Origin of the sequence: Ensifer sp. WSM1721 (genome assembly GCF_000513895.2) — a bacterium.
GTDB lineage: Bacteria > Pseudomonadota > Alphaproteobacteria > Rhizobiales > Rhizobiaceae > Sinorhizobium.
In genome coordinates, this window is record NZ_CP165783.1 from 44,233 (window position 1) to 70,091 (window position 25,859).

Here is a 25,859-nt window from a genome sequence, read left to right on the forward strand (position 1 = left end):
GCGTGAATACGTTGCAGGGGCAGCATACTCGCGAGTGGCGAAGCGGCATCTCCCGCGTAGGGCATTCTGTCATATCGGAGGATACTCATTTCCGATTCCGCCATTCTAATCGATCCCCAACGAGGAATTCCAAGGAGGGATCGTGGAAATCAGCGACAGTGACCGCGAGCTTATTACCGTGATGAGACGGTATTTTGCGGCGAAAGCCGAACTGGCGAGCTTGAAAGAACAATTGGAGGCGGCACGGCAGGCAGCCGGCGAGGCGATAGGCGCGTTCTACGATCCCCGCCTGAACACCGAGCACGCCGCGGAGCTGCAGCGCTGGCATCGCTTGAAACGTGAGATGGTTGCGCTGATGCAGCGCGCTGAAGCGTGGGGGAGGGCGGCATCGGAGGCTGACCGGCGCGACAGTTCGGAGTCGGAAGAATGGCAGTCGTTCGAGAGGCGAGCCGATGCACTCTTCGGCCGCGAGTGACGCTTAGACGATCAGCCGGGCCGCTCGTCCATTCTTTCGTTCAGCGTTGTTGTAGTAGCTCGACGCCTGCGTCACCGATTTGTGCAGTGACTGCTGCATCGCTTCTAGCAGCGGAATGCCGCGGTTGGCCGCCTCGGTGAGATAGCCGGATCTTAAGCCATGCGCTGAAAACAGCGCCGGATCGAGGCTGGCCTGCTTGCAGCGGCTTTTCAGCATCAGGGTGACCGATTGCGGCGTCAGCGCCCGCCGGTCGACATTGCCCCACTGGTCGATGCGCCGAAACACCGGCCCTTCCTTGATTTGCGCCTCCGTGAGCCAGCTTTTCAAGGCGGTTACCGGCCGGCCGATCAGAATGACGTGCGCGTCATCATCGGCGCTCGTCGTCTTGGTACGGCCGAGGCGGATCGACAGGCAGGGCAGGGGAGGGGAGGTCTTGTCGCTCGGATCGGCGCGCACCGGCTCCTCGTCATGAAGATCCTCGACGCGCAGTCCCGCCACTTCCGAACGTCGGCGGCCGCCGGAGGCAAAAGCGAGGAGCAGCAGCGCCCGGTCGCGCCGATCGACCAGCCGATCGCCGGCACAGGTGGCGAGCAATTGGACGAGAACATCGACTGTCACCGCTTGTCTGCTCTTCCTCTGCCGCGGCCGGTTGCTGGCTTTGACCGCCAGCCTAAGCGCGCTCTTCAGCGATGGTGCGCCGAAAGCGCCGGTCAGACCCTGCCAGCGGGTGAGGATCGACCAGGAGGTCAGCCGCCGCCGCACCGTGCCTGGCGCATGCGGGCCGGACGCCCTGAGCAGGCGCTCGGCGCGCAGTCCCGCCTCGACCTCCGCCGGCATGCCGTGGGTTGGATCCTCGGCGCGCTTCACCGGATCCCAGAGGTGGTGGGCGACGAACTTTAAGAGCAGCCCCTCGGGCGCCGGCCAGGGGAGGGGGGCACCGGTCGCGAGTTGGCACCAGGCCTCGAGGTAGCCGAGATCGGAGGCGAGCGCCCGTAGCGTGTTTTCGCCCATGCCCTCACTGGCGAGGTGTTTCAGCGTTGCGACGTCGTCGTCGGTGAGCAGAACGGCGAGCTGGTCGCGCCGGTCGAACGGCAGGATGGCGTCGAGCGCATCGAGTTCCTCGACGCGGCTGGCAATCGATGTCGATGGCACGATACTCATCGCGGCAGCCCGTCTTCGTCATAGAGATCATCGTGCGCCGACGTCATATCCTGTTCCCTCTCCGGCCTGCCTTCCGCAGCGAGCATCCACACCCGGTCGACCGAAGAGACTTTTCCACCCTCGACCGGCTTGCCGCCCGCGGCGGTCGGCCCCGCGTCAGGACGAGTCTCTGCGAATTCGGCGGAGCGGGAATCATCCTTCGTCCCTAGAAGGAGGTGAGCTGAACTACAGGCCGTCCGCGCCGGCACACATAGATTTCGTCCTGCCGAAACGCCAGATCGATCAGCTCTTCCAGCCGTTCTGCCGCCTCGTCGACCTCGATCAATATCTTCATCGGCTTGCCTACCAAACCCGCTCATGCAGCACCCCATCGAAAGCGCTGTCGAGCGAAACAAACGTGCAATGTTCCAGTCGCGTCTGGGCGGCAAGCAGGCGGTCCCATGGGTCGCGGTGGTCCCAGTCGAAGCTTGCGGCCAGTTCGGCATGCAGATCGGAGATGGCAAGGGTCTGCAAACCGCTGGCTGTGACGGCGGCGCGCAACTCCTGTGGCTTGAGATCGAGCTTCTTCAGCCGCATCTTGTTGTCGAGCTCGTAAAAGGAGACGGCGCTGACGAGGATCGTGTTGGCCTTGTCCTCGATCAGCGATCGTGCCCTCGTGGAGAGGCGATCGCTGCCGATCGTCCACCAGTAGACGGCGTGGCTGTCGAGCAGGACCTTCATTTGGAGGGTTCGCGCTCGTTGGATTGGCCCTGCCAGACGCCGACATCGTCGTTCCAGTCGCCGGCGTCGATCGCCGCCTGTTCGGCGTCGACCGCGTCGAACAGGTCGTCCGGCAGGCCACGCTGGCGTAAGAGACCGAACGGGCGCTTGCCGCCGTCGGCCGGGCCGATGCGCGCATAGACTTCGTTGCCGCGCATGATGATGATTTCCTCGCCGTGGTTGGCGCGGTCGAGCACCTCGGCGAAATGCTTGCGGGCTTCGCTGATCTTGTAGGTGGTCTGGGGCATCGCAACCTCCGGTACTCGGTTCGTGAAGGCATCCTACCATCGCTTTCGTGCCCGTACAATCGCGATGTACATATCACTATCGATACGTGGTCCTCATGGCTTCACGTGCGTATGGCTTTAAACAAGCGGGGGTTCACACTAATGAAGGCATATCAGAGGGCGGTCCTGAAGGCCGCTTTGGATGACATCGATAATCTGGCTGCCCCGCGAAACGTTGACGGAGTTTGCCGAGTACTCTCGGTCGATTTCGTGGAATTCGTAAAATTGGGCCGAGTTGGAATGAGAGCTGTCGTCCTGAAAGCCCTGGAAAGTGTTGATATAGAGCCAACGTTGCCACCTGCAGAAACGCTGGCGCCCGACGCGGCTTCTCCGTCGCGCCGCAAAACCTCCATTGTACGTCGGACATCCCCGCCGCTGCCGGCAGCTGGTTGATAGTGGTGGTTAGCCGCGCAGTCCGGGACAACACCGCTGTCTCGGAGATTCGAGGCGGCTCTTGCTAACCTAGGTGATCGGAATGATCGCTCTCTTGACCTCGCGTCTGCGCGCACATCCGCGCAAGGTATGCCTTGAGATTTGGACAGCCACGGCGCTGCTGGCCGGTCGAAGCAGTTTTTGATACATTCTGCCTCTAAGGGAAAAATCGGGGATGTTTGCCATGGCCTATGTTGATTGGGCGATCAAGGGCCCCAAGATCGCATCGTGCAGTTGCGACTACGGCTGCCCGTGCGAATTCAACGGCAAGCCGACCGAGGGCCTGTGCGAAGGCCTCGAATGCATGCTTATCGAAGAGGGATGGTTCGGCGACCTGCGGCTCGATGGGCTGAAGGTTGCTGCCGTCTATCGCTGGCCTGGTCCCGTGCATGAGGGCGGCGGCGTCGTCCGCGGGTTCTTCGATGCCAATGCGAACGAGGCGCAGATCGATGCCCTGTTCACCATCCTCGGCGGCAAGGAACAGGAGCCGACGACTGTCTTCAATATTTATGGCTCCACGATCTCCGAAGAGCTCGAGCCAATTTTCGCCCCGATCGAGTTTCACAGCGACATTGAGAAACGTACAGGCGGCTTCCGCATATACGGCCATCTCGAACTCGAACTCGAACCGATCAGGAATCCTGTGACCGGCGCGCCCCATCGCGCGCGCATCGTCCTGCCGGAAGGTTTTGAGTTCCGTGAGGCGGAGATCGCAAGCGGTACGTTTAACGCCAACGGCGAAATCGCAATGGGGCGGCAGAAGCGTTACGGCGCACTTTGGCGCGCCGCCTACGGGCCGTACGGCATCATCGAAGAGTGAGCCACGCGCACGCTGCAACGCACCACAGTCGGATCGCCCCTTCTGTTGAGCACGACGGACTCGCCATCGAGGATCACGGCCTCATGCCTGAGCTGGTGCGCTTCGGCCGCGATCGCGGCGAAGCGGCAGGTCGCCACGCGTGATAACGCGTACCCAGGTTTCAGCAGGGTTGCCTGAACAGGAAGGATCCAACCGCCGACCGTGACGACGGCGTCGATCTCGCCGATCCCTGGCGCGGCCGGGGATTAGGGTGCGGACCGGAAAGCCCGGATCGCAACGATCCGGGCTTATTTCTGCCGGGTGGTAGATTGCGCCGAGTTGTCGGCTACTCCGAGCAAATGGACGCGATGAAGGAATAGCGGGCGCATCGAGCCACCTCAAGCCGATCTGATAAGCGCGGAAGCGAAAAGAAAAAAGGGGCCGACGGAAAACCGCGGCCCATGAGTTTTGAAGGTGTGAACCTCCAGAGGGGAACAGTTGTTGCAGCGGAACTGGGAGGAAAACCGCCATGTGCATCAACTGAATGCAACATGATCGTTTTTTGATCATTTGGGAAACGTATTTTGTGCAATGCAGCTATGCAAATGCCGGTGCTGTGTGCAAGTGGCGACAGCCCCCGCGGTCGGTCGTTTGATCGCCAACGGACGTCTGCGTCGTGACGTTGCTTGCGTCATCCGGCTCGGTCGAAATCCGGCCATGGGTAGAATGGGCGAGCTTGAGTGCCTGCTGAGCAGGCAGGGGGTTTCGGTTAAGTAAAATGACATTGTCGACGAAAACCATAACCCATGGATTATATGAACAGCGCTCGATTAGCGTATTGATGGCTGATGCGGCCAACGGCATTCTGGCGTCCTGTCGGTCGACACCGGCGACACCACCGGCCTGTGGGCCCGATGGTCACGGCCAATGCGCAGCCTTCGCTGCCGGTGTCGCTGCTGATGCAGTCCATCCGCGAGGCCGCGAGCGAGTTGCTCGATCCGAAATCCGAGGCTGCTACTCAGTAGGGAAGCCCGACATAGTTTTCCCCAAGAGCGGTGGAGGCGGCGCGTGATTGCACGAGGTAGTCCAGTTCGGCTTCCTGAATACGCTGGCCGAAATCGCCCGTATCAGGAAAACGATGCATCATCGTCGTCATCCACCAGGAAAAGCGCACCGCCTTCCAGACGCGGGAAAGCGCCCTCCGCGAATAGGCGTCGATGCCGGCCACAGACCTCTCGCGATAAAACTCGATCAGCGCCTCGCTCAGAAAATGCACATCGCTGGCGGCGAGGTTGAGGCCCTTGGCGCCGGTGGGTGGGACGATATGTGCGGCGTCGCCGGCCAGGAACAGGCGGCCGAACCGCATCGGTTCACAGACGAAAGACCTGAGCGGCGCTATGGATTTCTCGAACGACGGGCCGGTGACCATGGCATCCGCATGGCTGTCCGGCAGGCGGCGGCGGATTTCATCCCAGAAGCGCTCGTCGCTCCAGTCCTCTGGCCGGTCATCCAGCGAACATTGAATGTAATACCGGCTGCGCGTGTGTGAGCGCATGGAGCAGAGCGCAAAACCGCGCGGGTGGTTGGCATAAATGAGTTCATGGTTGACCGGCGGCACATCGGCAAGAATGCCGAGCCAGCCGAAAGGATAGACCTTCTCGAATTCCTTGATCGCCCCCTGAGGCACGGATTTGCGGCTCACCCCGTGGAAACCGTCGCAACCGGCGATGAAATCGCAATCGACCCGGTGGCTTATGCCGTCTTTCTGATAGGTGACATAGGGGTTCACGCCTTCGAAATCATGCGGCTCGACATTGGCGGCGTCGTAGATGGTGACGAGGCCCGCGGCCTCGCGGGCATCCATCAGGTCATGGGTCACCTCGGTCTGGCCATAGACCATGACGCGCTTGCCGCCGGTGAGATCGAAGAGGTCGATGCGGTGATCGCGTCCACCAAAGGTCAGCGAAAAGCCGTCATGCGGCAGGCCTTCCCGGTGCAGACGTTTATCCGCACCGACCTTTTCCATGAGCCGCACCGTGCCTTCTTCCAGAACGCCGGCGCGGACACGGCCGAGGATGTAATCCTTGCTGACCCGGTCGAGAATGACGGTCTCGACGCCTTGTTTCGCAAGAAGCTGACCAAGCAGAAGCCCCGATGGGCCGGAGCCGATGATGACGACCTGTGTGCGCATTGTTTCCTCCCGGAACTGCCTCCCGTCAAGAAATTGACCAAGGCGGCCACGAGCTCAATGGACTTTCTGGTCTGCAAATTGCACAATCCGACCATGACATGGAGGAGTGGAGCCAGATGCGGGATGCTGCGACTGAGGGATTGTATGGCGAAGACGCGGCGCACGGCACTGGTTTTCGCTTCCATTGCGAGACACTTTTTTCCAGAAGCAGCCTGCACCGTTTCGAAATCGGTCTGCATCGCCACTCCGCCTTTCTACAAATCTTGTACATTTCCAGCGGCGAGGGCGATGCGTTGTTGTATGGCCGTGTCGAGCCTATCCGCCCCCCGGTCGCGGTCATCGTGCCGCCGGGGTTCGAACACGGCTTCCGCTTCTCGCGTGATATAGGCGGCGTGATAGTGACTGTGCTGCCGGGTGCGCTGAGCGCGTCGGTGCAGGCATTGTTGCTGCGCATTTTCCAGCAACCGGTGCTTCTGCCATTGCAGGAGTTTGGTGAAGGGGAATGCCTGCGCAGCGGTTTCGAACGGATTTCTACCGAATACCAAACCCGTGAGATCGGTCGGGACGCCATGATTGAAGGCCAGCTTGCCACTGTGGTCACGCTTCTGACGCGGGCGGCGCGGCCGCTTTTGGAAACGAGAGGCGAAGGCCTTGCGGCGCAGCGTTTCGAACGATTGCTGGCGCTGATCGCCCGGCATATCCGCGAGCCGCAGAAGGCGGAGTTTTATGCAAACAAGCTCGGTCTTTCGGAAACTCATCTCAACCGGCTCGTACGCTCGGTTTCCGGCCTCAGCCTGCAGCGGTTGATCGCCAGGCGTCAGATCGAAATCGCCCAGCAGGAGCTAATCTTCACGGCATCCACGGTGCAGATGATCGCCGATGGTCTGGGCTTTGCCGATCCGGCCTATTTCAACCGCTTCTTCAAGCGGGAAACCGGATTGACGCCACGGGCATGGCGGCTGGCGGAACAGCGCAAAATGGGCGATTCCGGCGCGCGGCAGAAAGAGCTTCAGACCAGCATTCTTGCCAGTTCTCCTTGAACTGAAAGAAGGGCGGGCAAGTAACGCTCCACGCGAAGAGACGTTTGGTCCGGTGGCGCCGCTCTTCAAGTTCGAGACCGAGGAACAGGTGATCGAGATGGCCAACAACACCGAATTCGGCCTCGCCTCCTATTTCTACTCGAAGGATGTCTCGAAGAGGGCGTGTCGCAAACCGTTGAGAGGGTCGCACTCGCCCCGTGATCGGCAGCCCTTTCATGCTTTGTTAACCTTTTGAAGTCCGAAGATGCGCGCGAGCAGATCGTTCTGATCGTTGACGGTCCAATCGCCGGTGAAGCCGAACCCCTTCTTCAGCCAGAGCATCGCTTCGAAACCAGCAATGGTTCGGCGTGCCGTCTTGAAGAATTGAAAGCCGCCGATCTTAGGCGCGTTTGAGGCCTGATTGGGTGCGCTCGATCAGCAAATCTCGCTCGAACTGCGCTACGGCATTGAGCACGTTCATGGTCATCGTGCCGGTCGAACTGGTGAGGTCGGCGCCGCCGGCCGTGCCGCTCGGCTTCGGCAACGGCCGCCCGACAATCGACCATTGCTCATCCGCCACCTTCGATGCGTATTGCCAACTGATCATCCCAACCTCCCTTCATCCGAAGGCAAGGGGTCATCGCAATCCTCAATTTCCAAACACCCTCTCAGCCAATCAGGCCGAGCTTCCGCAACCGGTAATCCAGCTTGGCACGGGTCAGTCCGAGGCCTCGCGCGGCAGCCGAGACATTGCCCCCGGCGATGTGTAGCGCCTTTTGGTAAAGGGCGCTCTCGGCGATGGCGAGATCCGCGGACGACGAAATCTGCTCCGGGATCGAAGCGGTATCGGTCGACTTCGAAAGGGGGACCCTGACGGTGATCTTTCCATCCCGACTGAGCGACTGCGGCAAGACGGGCGAGACCTCGCCACCGGTGAAGAGATGCTGGATGTCGATTTGCCCGTCGGGCTCGGCAAAGATGACGCCGCGCTCGATCAAGTTCTGCAGTTCGCGGATGTTACCGGGAAAGTCATAGGCGAGGAGGGCGTCCATCGCCCGGCGGGACAGACCGACGACATCCCTGCGGTGGCGTTCACGAAAAAGGCGAAGGAAGTGATCGACGAGCAACGGGATATCGTCGCGCCGCTCCTTCAGTGGCGGTACGACGATCGGGAAAACGCAGAGACGGAAATAGAGGTCCTGACGGAAGCGACCGGCACGCACCTCCTCGGCTAGGTCGACATTGGACGCCGCGACCACGCGCACATCGGCGGGGATGGTGCGCGTGCCGCCCACTCTTTCGATCTGGCGCTCCTGGATGGCGCGCAGGAGCTTGGCCTGGGCGGCATAGGCAAGCGAGGCGATTTCATCGAGAAAGATGGTGCCGCCAGCGGCTCGCTCGAAATAGCCCGGACGCGAGACGAGCGCTCCGGTGAATGCCCCTTTCTCAACGCCAAAGAGCTCCGACTCCACCAGCCCGTCCGGGATCGCGGCACAGTTGATTGGCACGAAGGGTCCGTTGGCGCGGACGCTGAGGCGATGGAGTTGTTGCGAAAAAAGCTCCTTGCCGACACCGGATTCGCCGATCAGCAGCACCGTCGCCTCGGTGTCGGCAACCTTCTCGACCATCAGCCTGGCGCGCAGGAAGCTGGCAGAGACGCCGACGACCTGATCCTTGGCGGCCGGTGGTGCTTCCGGTCCTGCCTTGGAGGGTTCTACAGCCGGCAGCCTCGCTTCGGGTTTCTGTCGCTGGGGATGACGCGTCCTTTTCCATTCGAGCCCGAGATAGCCCCGCTCCGGCGCATCCTCCCCCCACTCCTCGGCATTCCGACCGATCACCAGGCAGCGCGGCGCGCCCATGGCGACGCAGTCAATCTCCCGGAAAATGACCGGACGCCCGAACAAGGTGCTGGTATAGCCGGTCGGATAACCGGCCTGCATCCAGCACACCGGTTCGCTCGCAAGACCATGATGGGCGATGTGCTCGGCGGCCTCAGAAGAATCGTCCCAGTAGAATTCGCCGAAATAGGTACCTTTAACACTGTCGAATTCGAAGTGTTTGGTCGTTACCTTGACGAAACCCTCGAGGGTATGGACGCGCGGTCCGGCCGCCAGGGCATGTGTTAGATCCTGTTGCGGGAAACGTTTCTGGATCAGTTCGGCGTCGCGCACGCCCTGCATATAGCCGACACGCATGAAGATGCCCTTGGCCGTCTCGACGCCGAATGCTTCGATGATCTCGTGCCTGAGGCGACCGAGCACGCGGGATTGCATCAGCACCATACGCTGGTCATTGAGCCAGATGCGGCCGTCGCCCAGTGCGAAATGCAGCGCCTCGGTGAGCTCGACCAACGTGGGCGAGGCCCCTTTGTCGAGTTCGCTGAAGGCACCCTTCGAGAGCATCTTGCCGGTCGCCCTCGACGCATCGGCGAGTGAGATGAGTTGAGAAGGAGGATCGCCGTCAGACATCGGCAAGCTTTCATGAAATGCTGAAATTCATGAAACAATCCATGATTTTCTGAACAGATGCAAGTCGAACAGCACCGGCTTCCTGTTGCCGCTGAAATACGAAAACGTAAGTGATCTCAGCGACATCGCCGACGAAGGACTGCCATATCTGCAACTGGCACACGCCTTGCGAGACTGCCGGTAGGCCGCTGGAGGAAGCGGCCTGGAGGATTGCACCGACGGCACACCGGAACCGTTTCCACGCGCGTCGCGGGGAGGGTGAGGCCATGCCTTCTTCCCACCAACCGAAAGCCGAGGAGGGCTTTAGCATGACCAAGCATAACCAGAACTTTCTCGACGCGGAGCGCTGGACCGGCCGCGCCTTCATCTCTGATTGGGAACTAACGGGCGGCGGGACGATCGACGTCATCGATCCCGCCAATGACACTGTGCTCGCCTCGGTCGGCTACGGCGGCCCGCAGGATATCGCCCGGGCGGCGGCCAAAGCCCGTTCCGCCCAGATGAACTGGGCAAAAACGCTTCCGGCCGAGCGCGCCAGGATTCTCAACAAGGCAGCCGATCTGCTCGAGGAAAACGGCGCCGAACTGGTGCAATGGATTATGAAGGAGTCCGGCTCAATCCACGCGAAAGCGATGATTGAGATCGAGCACGGTGCCCTCTTCATCCGCCATGCCGCAACACTCGCCACGTCGCCGACCGGCATGTTCCTGCCGAGCATGGACGGCCGTACCAACTATGCGCGTCGGGTGCCGCACGGTGTCGTCGGCGTGATCTCGCCATTCAATTTTCCGCTGGTGCTCTCGGTGCGATCGATCGCGGCAGCGTTGGCGCTCGGCAACGCCGTCGTCCACAAGCCCGACCCGCGCACGCCGATCTCCGGCGGGATCATCATTGCTCGCATTTTCGAGGAAGCCGGCCTGCCGGTGGGCGCGCTCCACGTCGTTCCCGGCGGCGCCGATGCCGGCGAGGCGCTGTGCAGCGACCCTAATGTGGCGATGATCTCGTTTACCGGTTCTGCTCGCGGCGGCGCGAGAGTCGGCGAGGTCTGCGGCCGTCACCTGAAGCGTGTCCAGCTCGAACTTGGAGGCAAGAACGCGCTGATCATACTTGATGATGCCGATCTCGACATTGCCGCCTCCAACGCCGCCTGGGGCGCATTCCTGCACCAGGGCCAGATCTGCATGGCGACCGGCCTGGTTCTTGTCGACGAAAAGATCGAGCAGGCGCTCACGGAGCGGCTGGTGTCGAAGGCACAGCATTTGCCGGCGGGCGATCCTTCGACCAACCGGGTCGCGCTCGGCCCAATCATCGCCGATTCCCAGGTCGCAAGCATCCAGACGATCGTCGACGATGCCGTCGCCAAGGGAGCCCGACTGCTCGCCGGCGGAACACATGACGGCCGCTACTATCCAGCGACCGTTCTTGGCGGCGTCAAGCCGGGCATGCTCGCCTTCGACGAGGAAATCTTCGGTCCGGTCGCGTGCATCGTCGCATTCAAGACCGACGAGGAGGCGATAGAACTTGCCAACCGCTCCGAATACGGACTCGCCGCAGGCGTGATCTCTGCCGATCTGCGCCGCGCCATTTCCGTTGGCGACCAGCTGAACGTCGGCCAGTTGCACATCAACGACCAGACCGTGAATGGCGGGCCCTACGCTCCCTTCGGTGGCCGGGGAAAGTCCGGTAACGGCACGCGTGTCGGCGGCCCAGCGGACATCGAGGAATTCACCCAATGGCAGTGGGTGTCGGTGAAGGACGCCGCGACGTCCTATCCGTTCTGAAACCAGCGGCGAACCAGGCGGCGGCAAGGGCCCGTTGGCCCGCTCGCGGCAAGAATTCATTCTGACCAAGACAGGAACGAGACATGACCCTCAATGGAAAGACCATTGTCATCACCGGCGCATCTTCAGGCATCGGCGGCGAAGTCGCCCGCCTCGCCCGCTTCCACGGCGCCCACGTCGTCGGCGTCGACCGCAACGAGGCGACGCTAACCCTCGACGGTTTCGTCAAGGCCGACCTCAGCGATCCGGCAGCAATCGACGCGGCCGTGACCCAACTGCCGGATCGGATCGACGCTCTCATCAATGCCGCAGGCGTTCCGGGGACCGTCGACCGCGATATCGTCGCCAGGGTCAACTATCTCGGCGTGCGCCACCTGACGGAACTCGTGGTCGACCGCATGCCGCAGGGCGGCTCGATCGTCAATTTCGCCTCCATCCTGGGCGCCGAATGGCCGAGACGCGTCGAGGCCCACAGGGCCCTGGCCGCCAGCGCCAGCTTCGCCGAAGGCCTAGCGTGGCTCGAGGAGAACCCGGTCCGGCAGGAGACCTGCTATCAGTATCTCAAGGAGGCGCTGATCGTCTGGTCGCACAAGCGCAGCTTCGAGCTCTTCATGCGGCACGACATTCGCATGAACTCGGTGGCCCCCGGGCCGGTCTTCACCCCGATCCTTGGGGACTTCATCAACATGCTCGGCCCAGAGCGCGTCGAACACGACGCGACCCGAATGAAGCGCCCGGCCTTCGCCGACGAGATCGCCGGCCCAGTCCTCTTCCTCTGCTCGGACGCCGCCCGTTGGGTCGTGGGCATTAACCTGCCGATCGATGGCGGGCTCGCTGCCGCCTATATTTGAATTGAAGCCCCGCTGACACAAATGACATGCGGGGAGGCCGCCGCGGGCGGTCTCCCCGTCGATTCTGCGGCACGCTCCCGCGTCAGGCCGCCTGCAAGGCGCGCTCCCGACGCACCAGCAGCAGGACGGTGGTCAGCCCAGCCAGAAGCGTGATCGGAACGAGCGCGAAGATCACGTCAGACGGGCTGCTGCCGCCGGCGACGAGAAAACCCGCCAGCAATGGCCCCGCGATGGAACCAAGCCGGCCGACGGACACTGCCACACCGACACCGGTGCCACGGATTTCGAAGGGATAGCATTGGGGCGCCACGCCGTAGAGGATCGCCTGCACGCAAAGGATAGCACCGCCCACCAGCGCTCCAGCCATGAGGGTGAGCCCGAGATGTGCGGGCAGCAGGCTGAGCATGAGCAAAGCTGCGGCCGCCGCCGCGAAGCCGAGCGCGACCGGCATGACCGGGTTCTTCTGGTCGAGCATCCGACCGCCGACCAGGCTACCTGCCGCGCCGCCGAGATTGAACAGTATCTGGACGAACGATGCCTCCTCACGCGCCAAGCCGCGGGAGACGAGAAGCTGCGGCATCCAGTTCAAGAGCAGATAGACGACGAGCAGCCCGAGAAAAAACGAGAGCCAGAGCGCCACCGTGGAAAGCAGCGTCTGCGGCGCCAGAATGCTCGAAAGAGCGCCCGAAGTGGATTTGGCGTCGCTCTTCACCACGCGGAGCGGCGGCAGCAGGATATGGATGGCCGGCGCGAGCAGCAACGGCATGATGCCGCCGACGAGGAAGATCGAGTGCCAGTCGCCGCCGTGCAGGCCGAGCATTGCGACGCCGCTTGCCACGGCACCGCCCAACGGCACGCCGGCATACATGATTGAGACAGCGCGCCCCCGGCGGCCCGGATCGGCCGATTCCGCGGCGATGTTGACGAGATTCGGCAAAGCGCCACCGAGGCCGACCCCGGTCAGGAAGCGCATGATGACGAGTTGTTCGAAGCTGGTGACATAGGCGGTGGCGGCCGAGAATATACCGAAAGTCACGAGCGCAAGCACGAGCCCGGAGCGCCTTCCCCAGGCATCGGCGATCCGTCCCCCGGCGAGCGCCCCGAAGATCAGGCCGATCGTGGCCGAAGAGAAGAAGAGGCCGATCTGTTGAGGCGTCAGCCCGAAAGCCGGTGCAAGCTTGGGCACTGCGACGCCGGCTGCCTGAAGGTCGAAGCCTTCAATGACGGCTGCCATGAAGGCGAGCGCGAGCGCTCGCCGCCCGCCGGAGCGGTGGTCGATGGTGGTCTGCATTTCGTCCTCCCAGAAAGCGGGTTCCTACCTCCCCGCTGGTTGCAGGCCTAGCCCTGCTTCGGCCCATCCTCCTGCCAGATCTTCGCCAACAGCCGGCGAAGCTCTGTCTGTTCCGCCGCCGTCAGGCGACGAAGCATGCTGCGTTCGTGCTCGGCGACGAGCGCCAGCCACTCGGTCGCCGCCTCCTCGCCCCGCCGGGTCGGGAAGAGCCGCTGTACCCGCTGGTCGGACTCATCCGCCTCGCGTAGAAAAAGCCCCCGTTCTTCGAGCTCCGCGAGGATCGGCACGATGTTTGCCCTCTGCATGCCGAGCGCACGGCAGATCTCCGCCGAGCTGATGCCGGGCGTCTCGATTATGGTCAGCAATACGCTCATCGGCACCGGCCGTGTGTTCGCCCGTTCGAGCGCCGACCCTGCTCCCTGCAGGTCGAAAATCGACGCACGGCGGAGATGATAGCCCACCAGGTCGTCTAGCCGGCCAAACTTTGCGTCTTTGGGATCCTGCTCGGGCTGCGTCTTTTCCAAAGGCATGTCGGCGTCTCCCGCATTGGCTCTTGCATTATTCATAATGCTATGTCACATAACAGTCAATCGCTATATGACATAGCGGTTCTTCGCCGGCAGCTCTCAAGCTTCGCCGGCCGTCTTTGGGAGGAGACAGATGGCTTTCGTGTCGATGCGCATTGGTGGGGCGGAACATGCCGCCTCGACCGGCCGCACATTCCGCCGGCAGAATCCGGTAACCGGCGAGGTGGCGAGCGAAGCAGCCGCGGCGAGCGTTGCCGATGCCGCCGCCGCGGTCGAAGCGGCGGCAGCCGCCTTCCCCGCTTGGGCCGCGCTCGGCCCCAATGCGCGCCGCGCAGTACTTCTGAAAGCAGCCGACGCGCTGGCCGCGAAAGGCGATGCCTTCGTCGCCGCCATGGCCTCCGAGATCGGCGCAACGGAGGCGTGGGCGCGCTTCAACGTCATGCTCGCCTCGTCCATGCTGCGCGAGGCGGCCGCGCTGACGACGCAGGTCTCCGGCGAAGTGATTCCCTCCGACAAGCCCGGCTGCCTCGCAATGGCGATCCGCGAGCCCGCCGGCGTGGTGCTCGGCATTGCCCCCTGGAACGCGCCGGTCATTCTCGGCGTGCGAGCGCTTGCGACGCCGCTTGCATGCGGCAATGGCGTCGTCTTCAAGGGGTCGGAGATCTGCCCTCGCACCCACGCGCTGATTGTCGAGGCCCTCGAGGAGGGCGGTTTGCCTGGCGGGGTGGTCAGCCTCGTGCTCAACGCGCCGGAGGATGCCGGTGACATCGTCGGCGCGCTGATCGACCATCCGGCCATCCGGCGCGTCAACTTCACCGGCTCCACCAATGTCGGCCGGATCATCGCCGAACGTGCGGCCCGGCAGTTGAAGCCGGTCCTCTTGGAACTCGGCGGCAAGGCCCCGCTCTTGGTGCTGAAGGACGCCGACGTCGACGAGGCGGTCAAGGCCGCGATCTTCGGCGCCTTCTTCAACCAGGGCCAGATCTGCATGTCGACCGAGCGGATCATCGTCGTGCCGGAGGTAGCCGAGGAATTCGTGGCAAAGTTCACCGCGCGCGCCCAGGCCCTGAAGGCGGGCGACCCGCGCGAGGGGGCGGCCCCGCTCGGCGCCGTCGTCGATGTCCGCACAGTAGAGAAGGTCGAGGCTCTGATCGCGGACGCCGCGGCCAAGGGCGCGACCGTGACCGGTGCGGGTGCCGTGGAAGGCGTGCTCCTGCCCGCCCAGGTGGTCGACAAGGTCACTTTCGATATGCGCCTCTATTCCGAGGAAAGCTTCGGCCCGGTCGTCGCCATCCTGCGCGCGAAGGACGAGGAGGACGCCATCCGTCTCGCCAACGACAGTGAGTATGGCCTGTCCGCGGCGGTGTTCAGCCGCGACACGGCCCGGGGCCTGTCGGTCGCGCGCCGCATCCGTTCCGGCATCTGCCACGTCAATGGCCCGACAGTGCACGACGAGGCACAGATGCCCTTTGGGGGCACCAAGGCGTCCGGATATGGCCGCTTCGGCGGCAAGGCCGGCATCGCCGAGTTCACCGAACTGCGCTGGATCACCATCGAGACCGAGCCCGGACGCTTCCCGCTTTGACAGGCTGAGCTGATACTTAACCCCTTCCGGCCGATTGGCCGAAGCTGATGCACATGCAAGGAGGGCCCTATGGCCAACGATATAGACACCGTCGCCTATGATGTCGTCGACGGCATCGCCTGGGTGCGTTTCAACCGGCCCGACAAGCGCAATGCAATGAGCCCGACGCTCAATCGCGCCATGATGGAGGTGCTCGATGAACTCGAGTTCCGGGAAGATGTGGGCGTGCTGGTGCTGACTGGCGAAGGCGCGGCCTGGACCGCTGGCATGGACCTCAAGGAATATTTCCGCGAGACGGAAGCGGAGGGCCTCAAGGGCGTCCGCAAATCGCAGCGCGAGAGCTACGGCTGGTGGCGCCGCCTGCGCTGGTATCAGAAGCCGACCATCGCCATGGTCAACGGCTGGTGCTTCGGCGGCGGCTACGGTCCGCTCTTTGCCTGTGACCTCGCCTTCGCGGCGGACGAGGCAAAGTTCGGCCTTTCGGAGATCAACTGGGGTATCCTGCCGGGCGGCGGCGCGACCAAGGTCGCCGTCGAACTCCTGCCCTTCCGCAAGGCGATGTATCATGCGTTGCTGGGCGAACCGATCGACGGCAAGACCGCCGCAGAGTGGGGCCTCGTCAACGAGAGCTTGCCGCTCGCTGGGCTCAAGGACCGGGTAATCGAAGTTGCCAAGGTCCTGCTCGAGAAGAATCCGGTGGCGCTGAAAGCCACCAAGGACGCCGTGCGCCGTGTCGGCATCATGTCCTACGATGAGGCGGAAGATTACCTCGTCCGCGCTCAGGAGGCGGCCAACTCGTTCGACAATGACGGCCGCAAGGAGGGCATTCGCCAGTTCATCGACGAGAAGTCCTACAGACCGGGTCTCGGCGCCTACGACAAGGATCGGCAGATCCGCTGAAGCCCTGGAGGAGGGAAGGAGGAGGAGAACGATGCAGGAGTTTTTTTGTCCCGATCCGGTGGCGCTGCATGCGCGCCTTCGGCCAGATTCGCTTGCCTGCGTTGATCTGGCAAGCGACCGCTGCTGGACCTACTGCGAACTCGATACGGACATTCAGCGCGCAGTCGCCCTGTTGCACCACGAGGGCATCGATAAGGGCGACCGGATTGCCGTCCTTGCTCGCAACAGCGTCTACCAGATCATCCTGCAACAGGCGCTGATGCGGCTCGGCGCGATTTTCGTGCCACTGAACTGGCGCCTGTCCCAGCAGGAGTTGCCGCATCTGCTGAAGGACTGCGCTCCCACTATCCTGTATACGGACAATGAAGTTTCCGACCTGCCGCCGGGCTGCCGCAGCCACAGCTTCGCGAGCTTTGCCTCTGAGTTGGCCGCCCTTGATCCGGCACCGCGTTGCCTTCCGCATTCGAGCAGCGACACCTGCATCATCCTCTACACCTCCGGTACGTCAGGGGGTCCGAAAGGCGCGCTGCTCACCGCCCAGTTTCTTCTGGCGACCGCGGTGAACTTCAACGTGCTCGGGGAGGTCGACACCGGCTGCATATTCCTGTGCGACACCCCGATGTTCCATGTCATCGGCATCGTCACACAGATCTGGCCGCCCATGCTGCGCGGCGGGACCTTCATCGTCTCGCCCGGCTTCGATGCGGAGAAGACCAACGACCGGCTCAGCGATCCCGATTTTGGCATCACACACTATTTCTGCGTGCCGCAGATGGCCGAGGCCCTGCGTCAAGCGCCGAACTTCGAACCGGAGGGTTGGACAAAGCTCAAGGCGCTGTTCACCGGCGGCGCACCCAATCCCGCGGCACACATCCGCTGGTGGCTCGACCGGGGCGTGCGGATGGTCGACGGCTACGGTATGACCGAAACCGGCACGACGCTCGGCATGCCCCTATCGCGCGAGCTGCTGCACAGCAAGGCGGGAGCCGCGGGAATCCCGGGACCGCTGACGGCTGTGCGACTGGTAGACGAGGAGGACCAGGACGTGCCTGATGGTACGCCGGGCGAGATCCTGGTCTTCGGACTGAACGTGATCGCCGGCTATTGGAACCGGCCGGACGAGTGCAAAAATAGTTTCACCGAGGACGGCTGGATCCGTACCGGCGACATCGGACGCCGCGACGAGGACGGCTACATCACGATCGTCGACCGCCGCAAGGACATGTTCATCTCGGGCGGAGAGAACGTTTATCCGGTAGAGATCGAGGCAGTGCTTTTGGAACATCCCGGTGTGAGCGAGGTTGCCGTGATCGGCGTTCCCGACGAACGATGGGGCGAAGTCGGTCGCGCCTACGTTGTCGCCGCACCGGGCCAGGCGCTCGGCCATGACGAACTCGCCCGTCACTGCCAGTCGTTGATTGCACGTTACAAAACTCCGAAAGAGTTCCGCCTTGTCGATAAGCTTCCGCGAACCGCGTCCGGAAAGGTGATCAAACATGTCCTACGCAAGGAGGCGTTGGACGAACGCTGGACCGAGGGCAACTAGACTTGTGCCTTCGCCTGGACGGTTCGCCGAAGTGCTGGGAAACACCGGCTGCCGCATGACGTTCGAGGATGTCGCAATGTTGTTTGCAGCCGGCGTGATCGCCAGCTGGCGGGCGAGCCGCCTAGCCAAGCCATGGCTTCCGTGGGCCCAGCTTTGGGCGATCGCCTGGAGACTTTCGGCGTCACCCGGGTAACGGCCCGCCGGCCCAGCAAGAACAAGGTTGAAACCATCCGGGAACCCGGCCTTCGAAAGAAGGGTTTTTGCCTCTTCGTAGTTGGGCGCCTCGGGCAGGAGTTTCGCCGAGGTGCCCGGCAGGCTGTTGGGAAAGACCTGAGCAGCAGCCGTGCCATAGCCCGCGAGGATCTTGTCGACGAGAATGCCCCGGTCCGTAGCCAACGCAAGCGCCCGGCGGACCAGCGGGTTCTTGAAGGGATTGGCGATCGGTTCACCCGATTTGTCGGTCACGCCCGGAAGCGTCTCACGCGCAACGTCGAACTGTACGAAGTTAACACGTGCAGCACCCACGCTCGCGATTTTGGCGCCGCGCTGCTCCAAGGAGGCGACGTCGCGGGCCGGGATTGCGTCGGCCACATCGACCTCTCCCGTGCTGAGCGCCGCCACGCGCGCTGCCGGGTTCTCGATGACCCGGAAGGTAACCTTGGACCAGACAGGCTCGCCGCCCCAGTAGTCGTCGTTCCGGGCAAGCCTCAGGCTCTCGCCGGAACTCCACCTCTCGAATCTGTAAGGGCCAGTACCGACAGGCGGGCGTCCGGCGTTGAGGTCCTCGGTCGTCACGAACCCCTCAGAGGGCCGGTTCATCACAAAAATGGAGGAGAAAGAGAGGGGCAGATTGGGGACTGCGCCGTTCGTCTCGATAAGGACGGTAAGGGGATCGGGTGCCGAGACCGACTTGATGCCGCTCACATAGGAGCGAAAGCCGCCGCTCGGCGGTTTCAGGACGTCCCGGATGCGCTCGATCGTGTAGACGACATCGTCTGCGTCAAAGGCCGAGCCGTCATGGAACCGAACATTTTCGCGGAGCTTGAACTCCCATTGGGTATCGGACAGAGGCCGCCAGGAGGTGGCGAGGCCAGGCTTCAACTCGAGATTCTCATCCTGATAGACGAGATGACGACCAATATCGAAGGGAAAGTCGTTCTGATCACCGGCGGCGGCACCGGAGACCAGGAAGCCGGCCGACGAGACGACGAAGCCCCAGCCGAAGCCGGAGATGATTGCGTCGAGAACCACCTTGGAGATCGAGGACAGGCTTTCAGGGAAGACCGTTCCCCAGCCGACAAATCCCAGGATGATGAACATGGCCGGCCAGAATACGGCCGGATCGATATGACTAGGTCGTGATGGCTCCATTTTTTGCTCCTCCCAATAAACCTCTTGGCCGCCGCTGCTCCGGGCAGCCAAGCCAATCATGCGACCCTGTCCGGCGGATCGCGGCCGTCGAAAAAGGCAGTGATATTCTCGACCACCTTCATCCCCATTGCCGTGCGTGTCTCGGCCGTCGCGCTGCCGAGATGCGGCAGAAGCACGACGTTTTCCAGAGCCGTGAGGCCGGCGGGCACCGACGGCTCACCCTCATACACATCGAGACCGGCGCCGGCGATGGGCCCTGATCTCAGCGCCTCGACGAGGGCTGTCGTATCGACGACATCACCCCGGGCCGTGTTGATCAGGAAGGCGCCCGGCTTCATCACTGCGAGCCGCCGTGCATCCACGAGATGCCGGTTCTCGGCGCTGCCGGGGCAGTGAAGCGACACGAAGTCGCTCGCTGCCAGCACCTCGTCGATCGTCTTCATCCGCAAAGCATTCATGGCGCGCGTCTCATCGTCGTCGACCGCCGAGCGATTGAAAAACACGATCTTCATGCCGAAGCCGAAATGGGCGCGGCGGGCGGTGGCCTTGCCGATCCGCCCCATGCCGACGATGCCAAGCGTCTTGCCGGTCAATTGGCTGCCCATCAAGTGCGTCGGGCACCAGCCCTTCCATTCACCTGCCCTGAGCTGCCGCTCGCCTTCGCCCGCACGGCGGGCGGCCATCAGCATCAGCGTGAGCGCGATGTCGGCGGTGCAATCGGTCAGCACGCCCGGCGTGTTGGTGACGACGATGCCGGCCGCTTGCGCGGCCTTGACGTCGATGTGGTTGAACCCGACGCCGAAATTGCCGAGGATCTTCGTGCGCATCGCTGGCTGGCCGAAGATCGCCGACGGCGCGCGGTCGCTGACCGTCGGCAGGACGGCGTCGAAGTTGATGAGCGCCGCCGCGAGCTCCGCTTCGGTCAGAGGCTGGTCGTCCTCGTTCAATGTGGTGTTGAATCGCGCGGCAAGCACGCGCTCCACTTCTGCCGGCCAGCGCCGGGTCACGAGCACGCGAGGCTTTTCCATTCACGCCGCCTTTGTCATGGCCGACAGCACTTCCGCCACCGTCTCGCCGAAGGACGAGGGCGTCGGCACGATGGTGACCCCGGCGCTCTTCAGGATCTCGACCTTTTCCTGCGCCGATTCCCCGAAAGCGGAGATGATCGCGCCGGCATGGCCCATGCGGCGGCCCTTCGGCGCCGAAAGGCCTGCGATATAGGCGATCAGCGGCTTCTTCATGTTGTCGCACGCCCAGAGAGCGGCCTCCGCCTCCTGCGGGCCGCCGATCTCGCCGATCATCAGCACTGCGTCCGTGCCGGGATCTTTCTCGAACAGCTCCAGCATGTCCTTGAATGACGAACCGTTGACCGGGTCGCCGCCGATACCGACCGACGTCGACACGCCGATGCCGAGCGCCTTCATCTGGCTCGCCGCCTCATAGCCGAGCGTGCCGGACCGGCCCACAATGCCGATGCGGCCGGGGAGATAGATCGACCCCGGCATGATGCCCATCATCGCCTCTCCGGGCGTGATCATCCCCGCGCAGTTCGGGCCGATCAGAGTCATGCGATCCTCGAAGCGGTAGCGCCGCATGTATCGCTTGACCCTGATCATATCCTGGGAGGGGATGCCGTCGGTGATGCAGACGCAGAGCCGGATGCCGGCATCCGCCGCCTCCATGATCGAGTCTGCCGCAAAGGGCGGCGGCACGAAGATGATAGAGGCATCGGCGCCGGTTTCTTGCACGGCGCCTTTCACCGTGTTGAAGACCGGCATGCCGAGATGGGTCTGGCCGCCCTTGCCGGGGGTGACCCCGCCAACCACGTTGGTGCCGTAGCGCTTCATATCCTGGGCATGAAAGCTGCCGATCTTTCCTGTGAAGCCCTGGACGATGACGCGCGTGTTCTTGTCGAGCAGGATGGACATGTCTTAGGCCTCCTCAAGCAGCCTTGCCAGCGGTGAAGGAACGCCATGCGGCGACTGCCTTCTCGGCAGCTTCGGCCAGCGTTTCCGCGACGATGATGTTCTCGCCGGATTCGGCGAGGATGCGCCGCCCCTCTTCCATGTTGGTGCCGGAGAGCCGGACGACGAGCGGAACCGGCACACCGACTTCGCGCAATGCTTTGATCACGCCCTCGGCCACCCAGTCGCAGCGGTTGATCCCGGCGAAGATATTGACGAGAATCGTCTCGACCTGTCTGTCCGTGAGTACCGCACGGAACGATTTCGCCACGCGATCAGGCGAGGCGCCGCCGCCGATGTCGAGGAAGTTCGCAGGCTCGCCGCCGGCGATCTTGATCATGTCCATGGTTGCCATGGCCAAACCCGCACCGTTGATGATGCAGCCGATATTGCCGTCGAGGCCGACATAGGAGAGGCCGCGGTCGGATGCATATGTCTCGCGCGGATCCTCCTGGCTCTTGTCGCGCATCTCGGAGATATGCGGACGGCGGAAGAGCGCGTTCTCGTCGAAGCTCATTTTGGCGTCGAGGGCCACGAGGTCACCCCGGCGGGTCACCACCAGCGGATTGATCTCCAGCATCGAGGCGTCATAGTCGACGAAGGCGCGATAGCAGCCGAGCAGGGTCTGGGTCGCGCGGCCGATCAGGGCGTTGTCGATGCCCAGCCCGAAGGCGATTTCGCGGGCCTGGAAGTCCTGCATGCCGACGCCCGGATCGACGGTGGCGCGGATGATCGAGTCGGGCTCGGTCTCGGCGATCTCCTCGATCTCCATGCCGCCCGAAGACGAGGCGACGATCATGATGCGCTCGGATTTGCGGTCGAGCACGAAGCCGATATAGATCTCGCGCGCGATATCCATCGCCTCTTCGACATAGAGGCGGCTGACCAGTTTTCCCTGCGGCCCGGTCTGGTGCGTCACGAGCGTGCGACCGAGCATGGAGTCGGCCGCCTCCACGATCTCGTGGTCGGATGAGCAGAGCTTGATGCCACCCGCCTTGCCGCGCGCACCGGAATGGATCTGCGCCTTGACCACCCAGCGGTCGCCGCCGATCTCCCGGGCACGATAGGCCGCCTGCTCGGGACTATAGGCGAGGCCGCCGCGCGGGATATCGATCTCGTAGCGGGAGAGAAGTTCCTTGGCCTGATATTCGTGAATGTCCATGGTGTCCTCCCCTTCAGCGGCGGCCGGCGGTGATTGCGTCACGGGTGGCGAGCACGTTGCGCGCCATGCGTTCCGAGGCGGCGTCGATCATCTTGCCGTCGAGCGACGCCGCACCCTTGCCCTGGCTCTCAGCGAGCTTCAGCGCATCGATGATGCGGCGGGCGCGGTCGACCTCCTTCTCGGGAGGCGAGAAGATCTCGTTGGCGAGCGCAATCTGGCTCGGATGGATCGCCCACTTGCCTTCGATGCCGAGGGCCGCAGCACGGCGTGCAGCCGCCTCGTAGCCCTCGGGATCGGAGAAATCGCCGAAGGGGCCATCGATCGCGCGCAGACCGTAGGCGCGGCAGGCGACCGTCATCCGCGACAGGCCGAAGTGCCACTGGTCGCCCGGATAGTCCGGGTTGAGACCGCCGATGTTGACGGTGCGGGCTTTCAGGCTCGCGGCGTAGTCGGCCACGCCGAAATGCAGCGCTTCAAGCCGTCCGCCGAAGGACGCGATGGCTTCGACATTGGCCATGCCGAGCGCCGTCTCGATCAGCGCCTCGAGACCGACGCGCGTCTTGTAGCTCTTGGCGATCTCGATCTGATTGACCATCGCCTCGACCATGTAGAGGTCGGCCGGAACGCCGACCTTCGGCACGAGCAGCGTGTCGATGCGATCGCCCGCCTGCTCCATGAGGTCGACGACGTCGCGGTACATGTAATGGGTGTCGAGGCCGTTGATGCGAACCGAGATCGTCTTGCCCCTGCCGCGCCAGTCGATCTGGTTGAGCGCGGCGACGATATTGGCGCGGGCGCGTTCCTTGTCCGGCGGGGCAACGGCGTCCTCGATATCGAGGAAGATGTAGTCGGCGTCGGAATTGGCGGCCTTCTCGATCATCTCGGGGTTAGAGCCCGGGACGGCGAGTTCACTGCGCTGCAGGCGCAGCCGGCGGAGATGGTTTATCGTATGGCTCATAGATTCCTCTCCTTCCTTTTCAGGCCGCCTTGGCGGTTGACGTCCTGGTGACGGAGCGGAACTGCTTGACAGCAGCCCCAACACCCGAGCCCGGCTCGATCTTCACGCCGCAATCGAGCAGCGTGAGTTCGGCGGCACCGAGTGCACCGAGCACCATGACCTCATTGAGCGAGCCGAGATGGCCGATGCGGAACACCTTGCCGGCAATTTTGGAGAGGCCGCTGCCGAGCGAGGTATTGTAGGTGCGGTAGGCGTGGCGGATGACCTCGACACCATCGACGCCTTCGGGCAGACGGATCGCCGAGACGGTGTCCGAATGCCATTTCGGCTCGGTCGCGCAAAGCTTGAGGCCCCAGGCGGAAACCGCGGCGCGGACGCCGTTCGCAAGGTGGTGGTGGCGGGCGAAGATATTTTCGAGGCCTTCCGCGAACATCAAGTCCAGCGCTGCACGGAGGCCCCGCAGCAACTGCGTCGGCGGGGTGTAGGGGAAATAGCCCGTGTCGTTGGTCTTGATCATGTCGTCGAAGGAGAAGTAGCAGCGCATGTGGCGCGCGGTCTTGGCGGCTTCGAGCGCCTTCTCGCTGACCGAGAGGAAGCCGAGGCCGGCGGGCAGCATGAAGCCCTTCTGCGAGCCCGAGACGGCGCAATCGACGCCCCATTCGTCCTGGCGAAAATCGATCGATCCGATCGAGGAGACGCCGTCGACGAAGAGCAGCGCCGGATGGCCGCAGGCGTCGAGCGCCGCGCGCGCCGCGGCAACGTCCGAAGTGACGCCGGTCGCGGTTTCATTGTGCGTCACGAACACCGCCTTGATCCTGTGTGCCTTGTCGGCAGCGAGACGCTCGGCATAGAGTTCGACCGGCACGCCCGTACCCCATTCCATATCGAGGCAATCGACCTCAAACCCGAGGCGTTCGGCCATGTCGACCCAGAGGTGCGAAAACTGGCCGAACCGGCTCATCAGCACGCGATCGCCGGGGGAGAGTACATTGGTCATCGCCGCTTCCCAGGCGCCGGTGCCGGACGAGGGATAGATGAATACGCGGCCGTTCCGGTTCTTGAAGACCTTCTTGACGTCGGCGAAGAGCGGCAATGTAAGCTCCGGGTACTGCGGGGAGCGCATGTCTTCCATCGGCAGGTTCATCGCCTGGCGAACCTGTTCGGGAATGTTGGTGGGGCCCGGAATGAAGAGATGATTGTAGCCTGACATCGTTCCTCCAATGGCTGCGTCCGCGGACGGCGTTTCCTCGGGTCCAAAGCTGCCTTTCGGGTGATCTCCGCACAACACTCGCTCAGGCAGAAAAGAATGCCCGACGGGCAGCGCAGGAGCGGCCCTGACGGGTGGTCGCTTGGGAAGGATGGGTAGGAAAAGACTACCCCACAGGTAGTCACTCCGGGTTGCGCCGGCGCTCCTTGGTGTAAAGGGCGACCGCCATGGCGCGGTTGCGCACCTCGAGCTTGTCGTACAGATTTTTGAGGTGGTATTTCACGGTATTCTCGGAAATGCCTGTTCTGGCGGCGATTTGAATGTTGGTCCAACCATTGGCCAGCATGCCGAGCAGCTCGCTTTCGCGAGAGGTAAGCTGTTGGAACGGCGTGTTCGAGATTTTCGAGAGTACCGTGTAGGGAATGCAGATCCGGCCCTTCATCACGGCGGTAAGCGTCGCGAACAGGATTTCAGGATCTTCGAACTGATAGCAGAGACCATTGACACCGAAGCGGATCGCCTCATTGACGACCGAAGGAATGTCGGTGTCGGCAAAGAGAACGACCCGAGGCTCGAGCCCGAACCTGCCGAGGTCGGCCAGTACCTCGGGCGCCTCGGCATCGTCGAGCTGCCAGCTGAGCAGCACGCAGTCCGTCTCGACGGAGGCAAGCTTCTCGCAGAGTTCGGCCGAGGTCCGCGCCGTATCGACTATGGAAAACCTGGCATTTTCGGAAAAAAGTCCGCGGAGAGCTGCGATCACCAAGGGGTTGCGCTCCGCGACCAAAACCCGGCCTCCACCCTCCTGCGACATGTGCCTCCCTGCGTCTTATGCCGTGACATGCACCCATCAGCGATGGCCGGAACAATAACATCACAAATCGCGCAGATTGCACCGCCGAGCGACGAAACGTGTCCTAAAACGTCTCCCTTCCCCTAAAATCCGGACGAACGAAGCAAATGCCCCTCAGCCGGCGGCTTGGGCGCGCAGTTGAGGCTGGAGCGAAAACGACCGATGTCTACGACGGCAATGGGTTGGTCGTGAAACCTTTCGATCCTTGGATAGAGTTCAAGACCTTGCTGATCACTCCCCCGAACAGGCCGCCGTCCCGCGTCGTCTCGGAACTG

The 25,859-nt window shown here is 63.0% G+C and carries 21 protein-coding genes and 6 pseudogenes; 10 read left to right on the forward strand and 17 right to left on the reverse strand.

Going from position 1 to position 25,859, the window contains the following annotated elements; genetic code table 11:
- Positions 1 to 181: 181 nt before the first annotated feature.
- The gene (locus M728_RS17980; protein WP_370906504.1) at positions 182 to 475 is read left to right on the forward strand and encodes a hypothetical protein; all 294 of its coding nucleotides are present in this window, start codon (positions 182 to 184) and stop codon (positions 473 to 475) included.
- A 3-nt stretch (positions 476 to 478) separates the two neighbouring features.
- Here the strand turns inward: M728_RS17980 and M728_RS17985 are convergent, their stop codons facing one another.
- From M728_RS17985 to M728_RS18000, 4 genes and pseudogenes are all read right to left on the reverse strand, one after another.
- Positions 479 to 1,636, reverse strand: coding sequence for a tyrosine-type recombinase/integrase (locus M728_RS17985; RefSeq protein ID WP_026620594.1), 1,158 nt, complete (start codon positions 1,634 to 1,636; stop codon positions 479 to 481).
- Positions 1,633 to 1,970 (reverse strand): annotated as a pseudogene (locus tag M728_RS17990) (type II toxin-antitoxin system Phd/YefM family antitoxin). The gene M728_RS17985 and the pseudogene M728_RS17990 overlap by 4 nt, the downstream one beginning before the upstream one ends.
- Before the next feature lie 8 nt (positions 1,971 to 1,978).
- Positions 1,979 to 2,356, reverse strand: coding sequence for a type II toxin-antitoxin system VapC family toxin (locus M728_RS17995; RefSeq protein ID WP_026620595.1), 378 nt, complete (start codon positions 2,354 to 2,356; stop codon positions 1,979 to 1,981).
- Complete coding sequence (locus M728_RS18000; protein WP_026620596.1) at positions 2,353 to 2,643, reverse strand: type II toxin-antitoxin system Phd/YefM family antitoxin; 291 nt, start codon at positions 2,641 to 2,643, stop codon at positions 2,353 to 2,355. Before M728_RS18000 ends, M728_RS17995 begins: the two co-directional genes overlap by 4 nt.
- A gap of 655 nt (positions 2,644 to 3,298) precedes the next feature.
- On the opposite strand from M728_RS18000, the gene M728_RS18005 reads away from it, so the two are divergent.
- Both M728_RS18005 and M728_RS18010 read left to right on the forward strand, forming a co-directional pair.
- On the forward strand, positions 3,299 to 3,934 hold the full coding sequence (locus M728_RS18005) for a DUF1326 domain-containing protein (RefSeq protein WP_026620597.1): 636 nt from the start codon (positions 3,299 to 3,301) through the stop codon (positions 3,932 to 3,934).
- Positions 3,935 to 4,760: 826 nt separating this feature from the next.
- Positions 4,761 to 4,938: pseudogene (locus M728_RS18010) on the forward strand (LysR family transcriptional regulator); the annotation flags it as partial.
- Here M728_RS18010 and pobA read toward each other — a convergent pair.
- Positions 4,932 to 6,104 (reverse strand): 4-hydroxybenzoate 3-monooxygenase, encoded by a 1,173-nt coding sequence (gene pobA / locus M728_RS18015; RefSeq protein WP_026620598.1) that lies wholly within the window; start codon positions 6,102 to 6,104, stop codon positions 4,932 to 4,934. The pseudogene M728_RS18010 and the gene pobA sit on opposite strands and share 7 nt — an antisense overlap.
- A 116-nt stretch (positions 6,105 to 6,220) precedes the next feature.
- Here pobA and M728_RS18020 point away from each other — a divergent pair, with 116 nt between their 5' ends.
- Both M728_RS18020 and M728_RS18025 read left to right on the forward strand, forming a co-directional pair.
- The gene (locus tag M728_RS18020) at positions 6,221 to 7,144 is read left to right on the forward strand and encodes a helix-turn-helix domain-containing protein (protein WP_026620599.1); all 924 of its coding nucleotides are present in this window, start codon (positions 6,221 to 6,223) and stop codon (positions 7,142 to 7,144) included.
- A pseudogene (locus M728_RS18025) lies at positions 7,095 to 7,301 on the forward strand (aldehyde dehydrogenase family protein); the annotation flags it as partial. The gene M728_RS18020 and the pseudogene M728_RS18025, both read left to right, overlap by 50 nt.
- A 56-nt stretch (positions 7,302 to 7,357) precedes the next feature.
- Here the strand turns inward: M728_RS18025 and M728_RS18030 are convergent.
- From M728_RS18030 to M728_RS18040, 3 genes and pseudogenes are all read right to left on the reverse strand, one after another.
- Positions 7,358 to 7,534 (reverse strand): annotated as a pseudogene (locus M728_RS18030) (IS6 family transposase); the annotation flags it as partial.
- Positions 7,527 to 7,643: pseudogene (locus tag M728_RS18035) on the reverse strand (recombinase family protein); the annotation flags it as partial. The pseudogenes M728_RS18035 and M728_RS18030, both read right to left, overlap by 8 nt.
- Positions 7,644 to 7,791: 148 nt before the next feature.
- On the reverse strand, positions 7,792 to 9,591 hold the full coding sequence (locus tag M728_RS18040) for a sigma-54-dependent Fis family transcriptional regulator (protein ID WP_026620601.1): 1,800 nt from the start codon (positions 9,589 to 9,591) through the stop codon (positions 7,792 to 7,794).
- Positions 9,592 to 9,899: 308 nt separating this feature from the next.
- Here M728_RS18040 and M728_RS18045 point away from each other — a divergent pair, with 308 nt between their 5' ends.
- Together M728_RS18045 and M728_RS18050 are read left to right on the forward strand one after the other, a co-directional pair.
- Positions 9,900 to 11,372 carry a benzaldehyde dehydrogenase gene (locus M728_RS18045; protein WP_026620603.1) on the forward strand — a complete coding sequence of 491 codons (1,473 nt, stop codon included), beginning with the start codon at positions 9,900 to 9,902 and terminating at the stop codon, positions 11,370 to 11,372.
- A gap of 83 nt (positions 11,373 to 11,455) precedes the next feature.
- A complete protein-coding gene (locus tag M728_RS18050; RefSeq protein WP_026620604.1) occupies positions 11,456 to 12,223 on the forward strand; it encodes a coniferyl-alcohol dehydrogenase in 768 nt (255 codons plus the stop codon).
- 82 nt (positions 12,224 to 12,305) lie between these two features.
- On the opposite strand, the gene mhpT is transcribed toward M728_RS18050, so the two are convergent.
- Together mhpT and M728_RS18060 are read right to left on the reverse strand one after the other, a co-directional pair.
- On the reverse strand, positions 12,306 to 13,514 hold the full coding sequence (gene mhpT / locus M728_RS18055; protein WP_034883545.1) for a 3-(3-hydroxy-phenyl)propionate transporter MhpT: 1,209 nt from the start codon (positions 13,512 to 13,514) through the stop codon (positions 12,306 to 12,308).
- 47 nt (positions 13,515 to 13,561) lie between these two features.
- A complete protein-coding gene (locus M728_RS18060; protein ID WP_051440886.1) occupies positions 13,562 to 14,044 on the reverse strand; it encodes a MarR family winged helix-turn-helix transcriptional regulator in 483 nt (160 codons plus the stop codon).
- Between the two features lie 145 nt (positions 14,045 to 14,189).
- Between M728_RS18060 and M728_RS18065 the strand changes: the two genes are divergently transcribed.
- From M728_RS18065 to M728_RS18075, 3 genes are all read left to right on the forward strand, one after another.
- A complete protein-coding gene (locus M728_RS18065; RefSeq protein WP_034883562.1) occupies positions 14,190 to 15,626 on the forward strand; it encodes an aldehyde dehydrogenase family protein in 1,437 nt (478 codons plus the stop codon).
- Positions 15,627 to 15,695: 69 nt separating this feature from the next.
- Positions 15,696 to 16,526: a p-hydroxycinnamoyl CoA hydratase/lyase gene (locus M728_RS18070; RefSeq protein ID WP_026620607.1), complete on the forward strand. Its 831-nt coding sequence runs from the start codon at positions 15,696 to 15,698 to the stop codon at positions 16,524 to 16,526.
- A 31-nt stretch (positions 16,527 to 16,557) separates the two neighbouring features.
- Positions 16,558 to 18,072, forward strand: a complete 1,515-nt coding sequence (locus M728_RS18075) for an AMP-binding protein (RefSeq protein ID WP_026620608.1) — start codon at positions 16,558 to 16,560, stop codon at positions 18,070 to 18,072.
- A 144-nt stretch (positions 18,073 to 18,216) separates the two neighbouring features.
- Here M728_RS18075 and M728_RS18080 read toward each other — a convergent pair.
- From M728_RS18080 to M728_RS18110, 7 genes and pseudogenes are all read right to left on the reverse strand, one after another.
- Positions 18,217 to 19,443, reverse strand: a pseudogene (locus tag M728_RS18080) (ABC transporter substrate-binding protein); the annotation flags it as partial.
- 56 nt (positions 19,444 to 19,499) lie between these two features.
- The gene (locus M728_RS18085) at positions 19,500 to 20,471 is read right to left on the reverse strand and encodes a D-glycerate dehydrogenase (RefSeq protein ID WP_026622915.1); all 972 of its coding nucleotides are present in this window, start codon (positions 20,469 to 20,471) and stop codon (positions 19,500 to 19,502) included.
- The gene (gene sucD / locus M728_RS18090) at positions 20,472 to 21,371 is read right to left on the reverse strand and encodes a succinate--CoA ligase subunit alpha (RefSeq protein WP_026622914.1); all 900 of its coding nucleotides are present in this window, start codon (positions 21,369 to 21,371) and stop codon (positions 20,472 to 20,474) included.
- 13 nt (positions 21,372 to 21,384) lie between these two features.
- Complete coding sequence (locus M728_RS18095; RefSeq protein WP_026622913.1) at positions 21,385 to 22,569, reverse strand: malate--CoA ligase subunit beta; 1,185 nt, start codon at positions 22,567 to 22,569, stop codon at positions 21,385 to 21,387.
- Positions 22,570 to 22,582: 13 nt separating this feature from the next.
- Positions 22,583 to 23,527, reverse strand: coding sequence for a CoA ester lyase (locus M728_RS18100; RefSeq protein ID WP_026622912.1), 945 nt, complete (start codon positions 23,525 to 23,527; stop codon positions 22,583 to 22,585).
- 19 nt (positions 23,528 to 23,546) lie between these two features.
- Positions 23,547 to 24,737, reverse strand: a complete 1,191-nt coding sequence (locus M728_RS18105; protein WP_026622911.1) for an aminotransferase class V-fold PLP-dependent enzyme — start codon at positions 24,735 to 24,737, stop codon at positions 23,547 to 23,549.
- Between the two features lie 178 nt (positions 24,738 to 24,915).
- Positions 24,916 to 25,545 carry a response regulator transcription factor gene (locus M728_RS18110; RefSeq protein ID WP_026622910.1) on the reverse strand — a complete coding sequence of 210 codons (630 nt, stop codon included), beginning with the start codon at positions 25,543 to 25,545 and terminating at the stop codon, positions 24,916 to 24,918.
- Positions 25,546 to 25,859 lie beyond the last annotated feature (314 nt).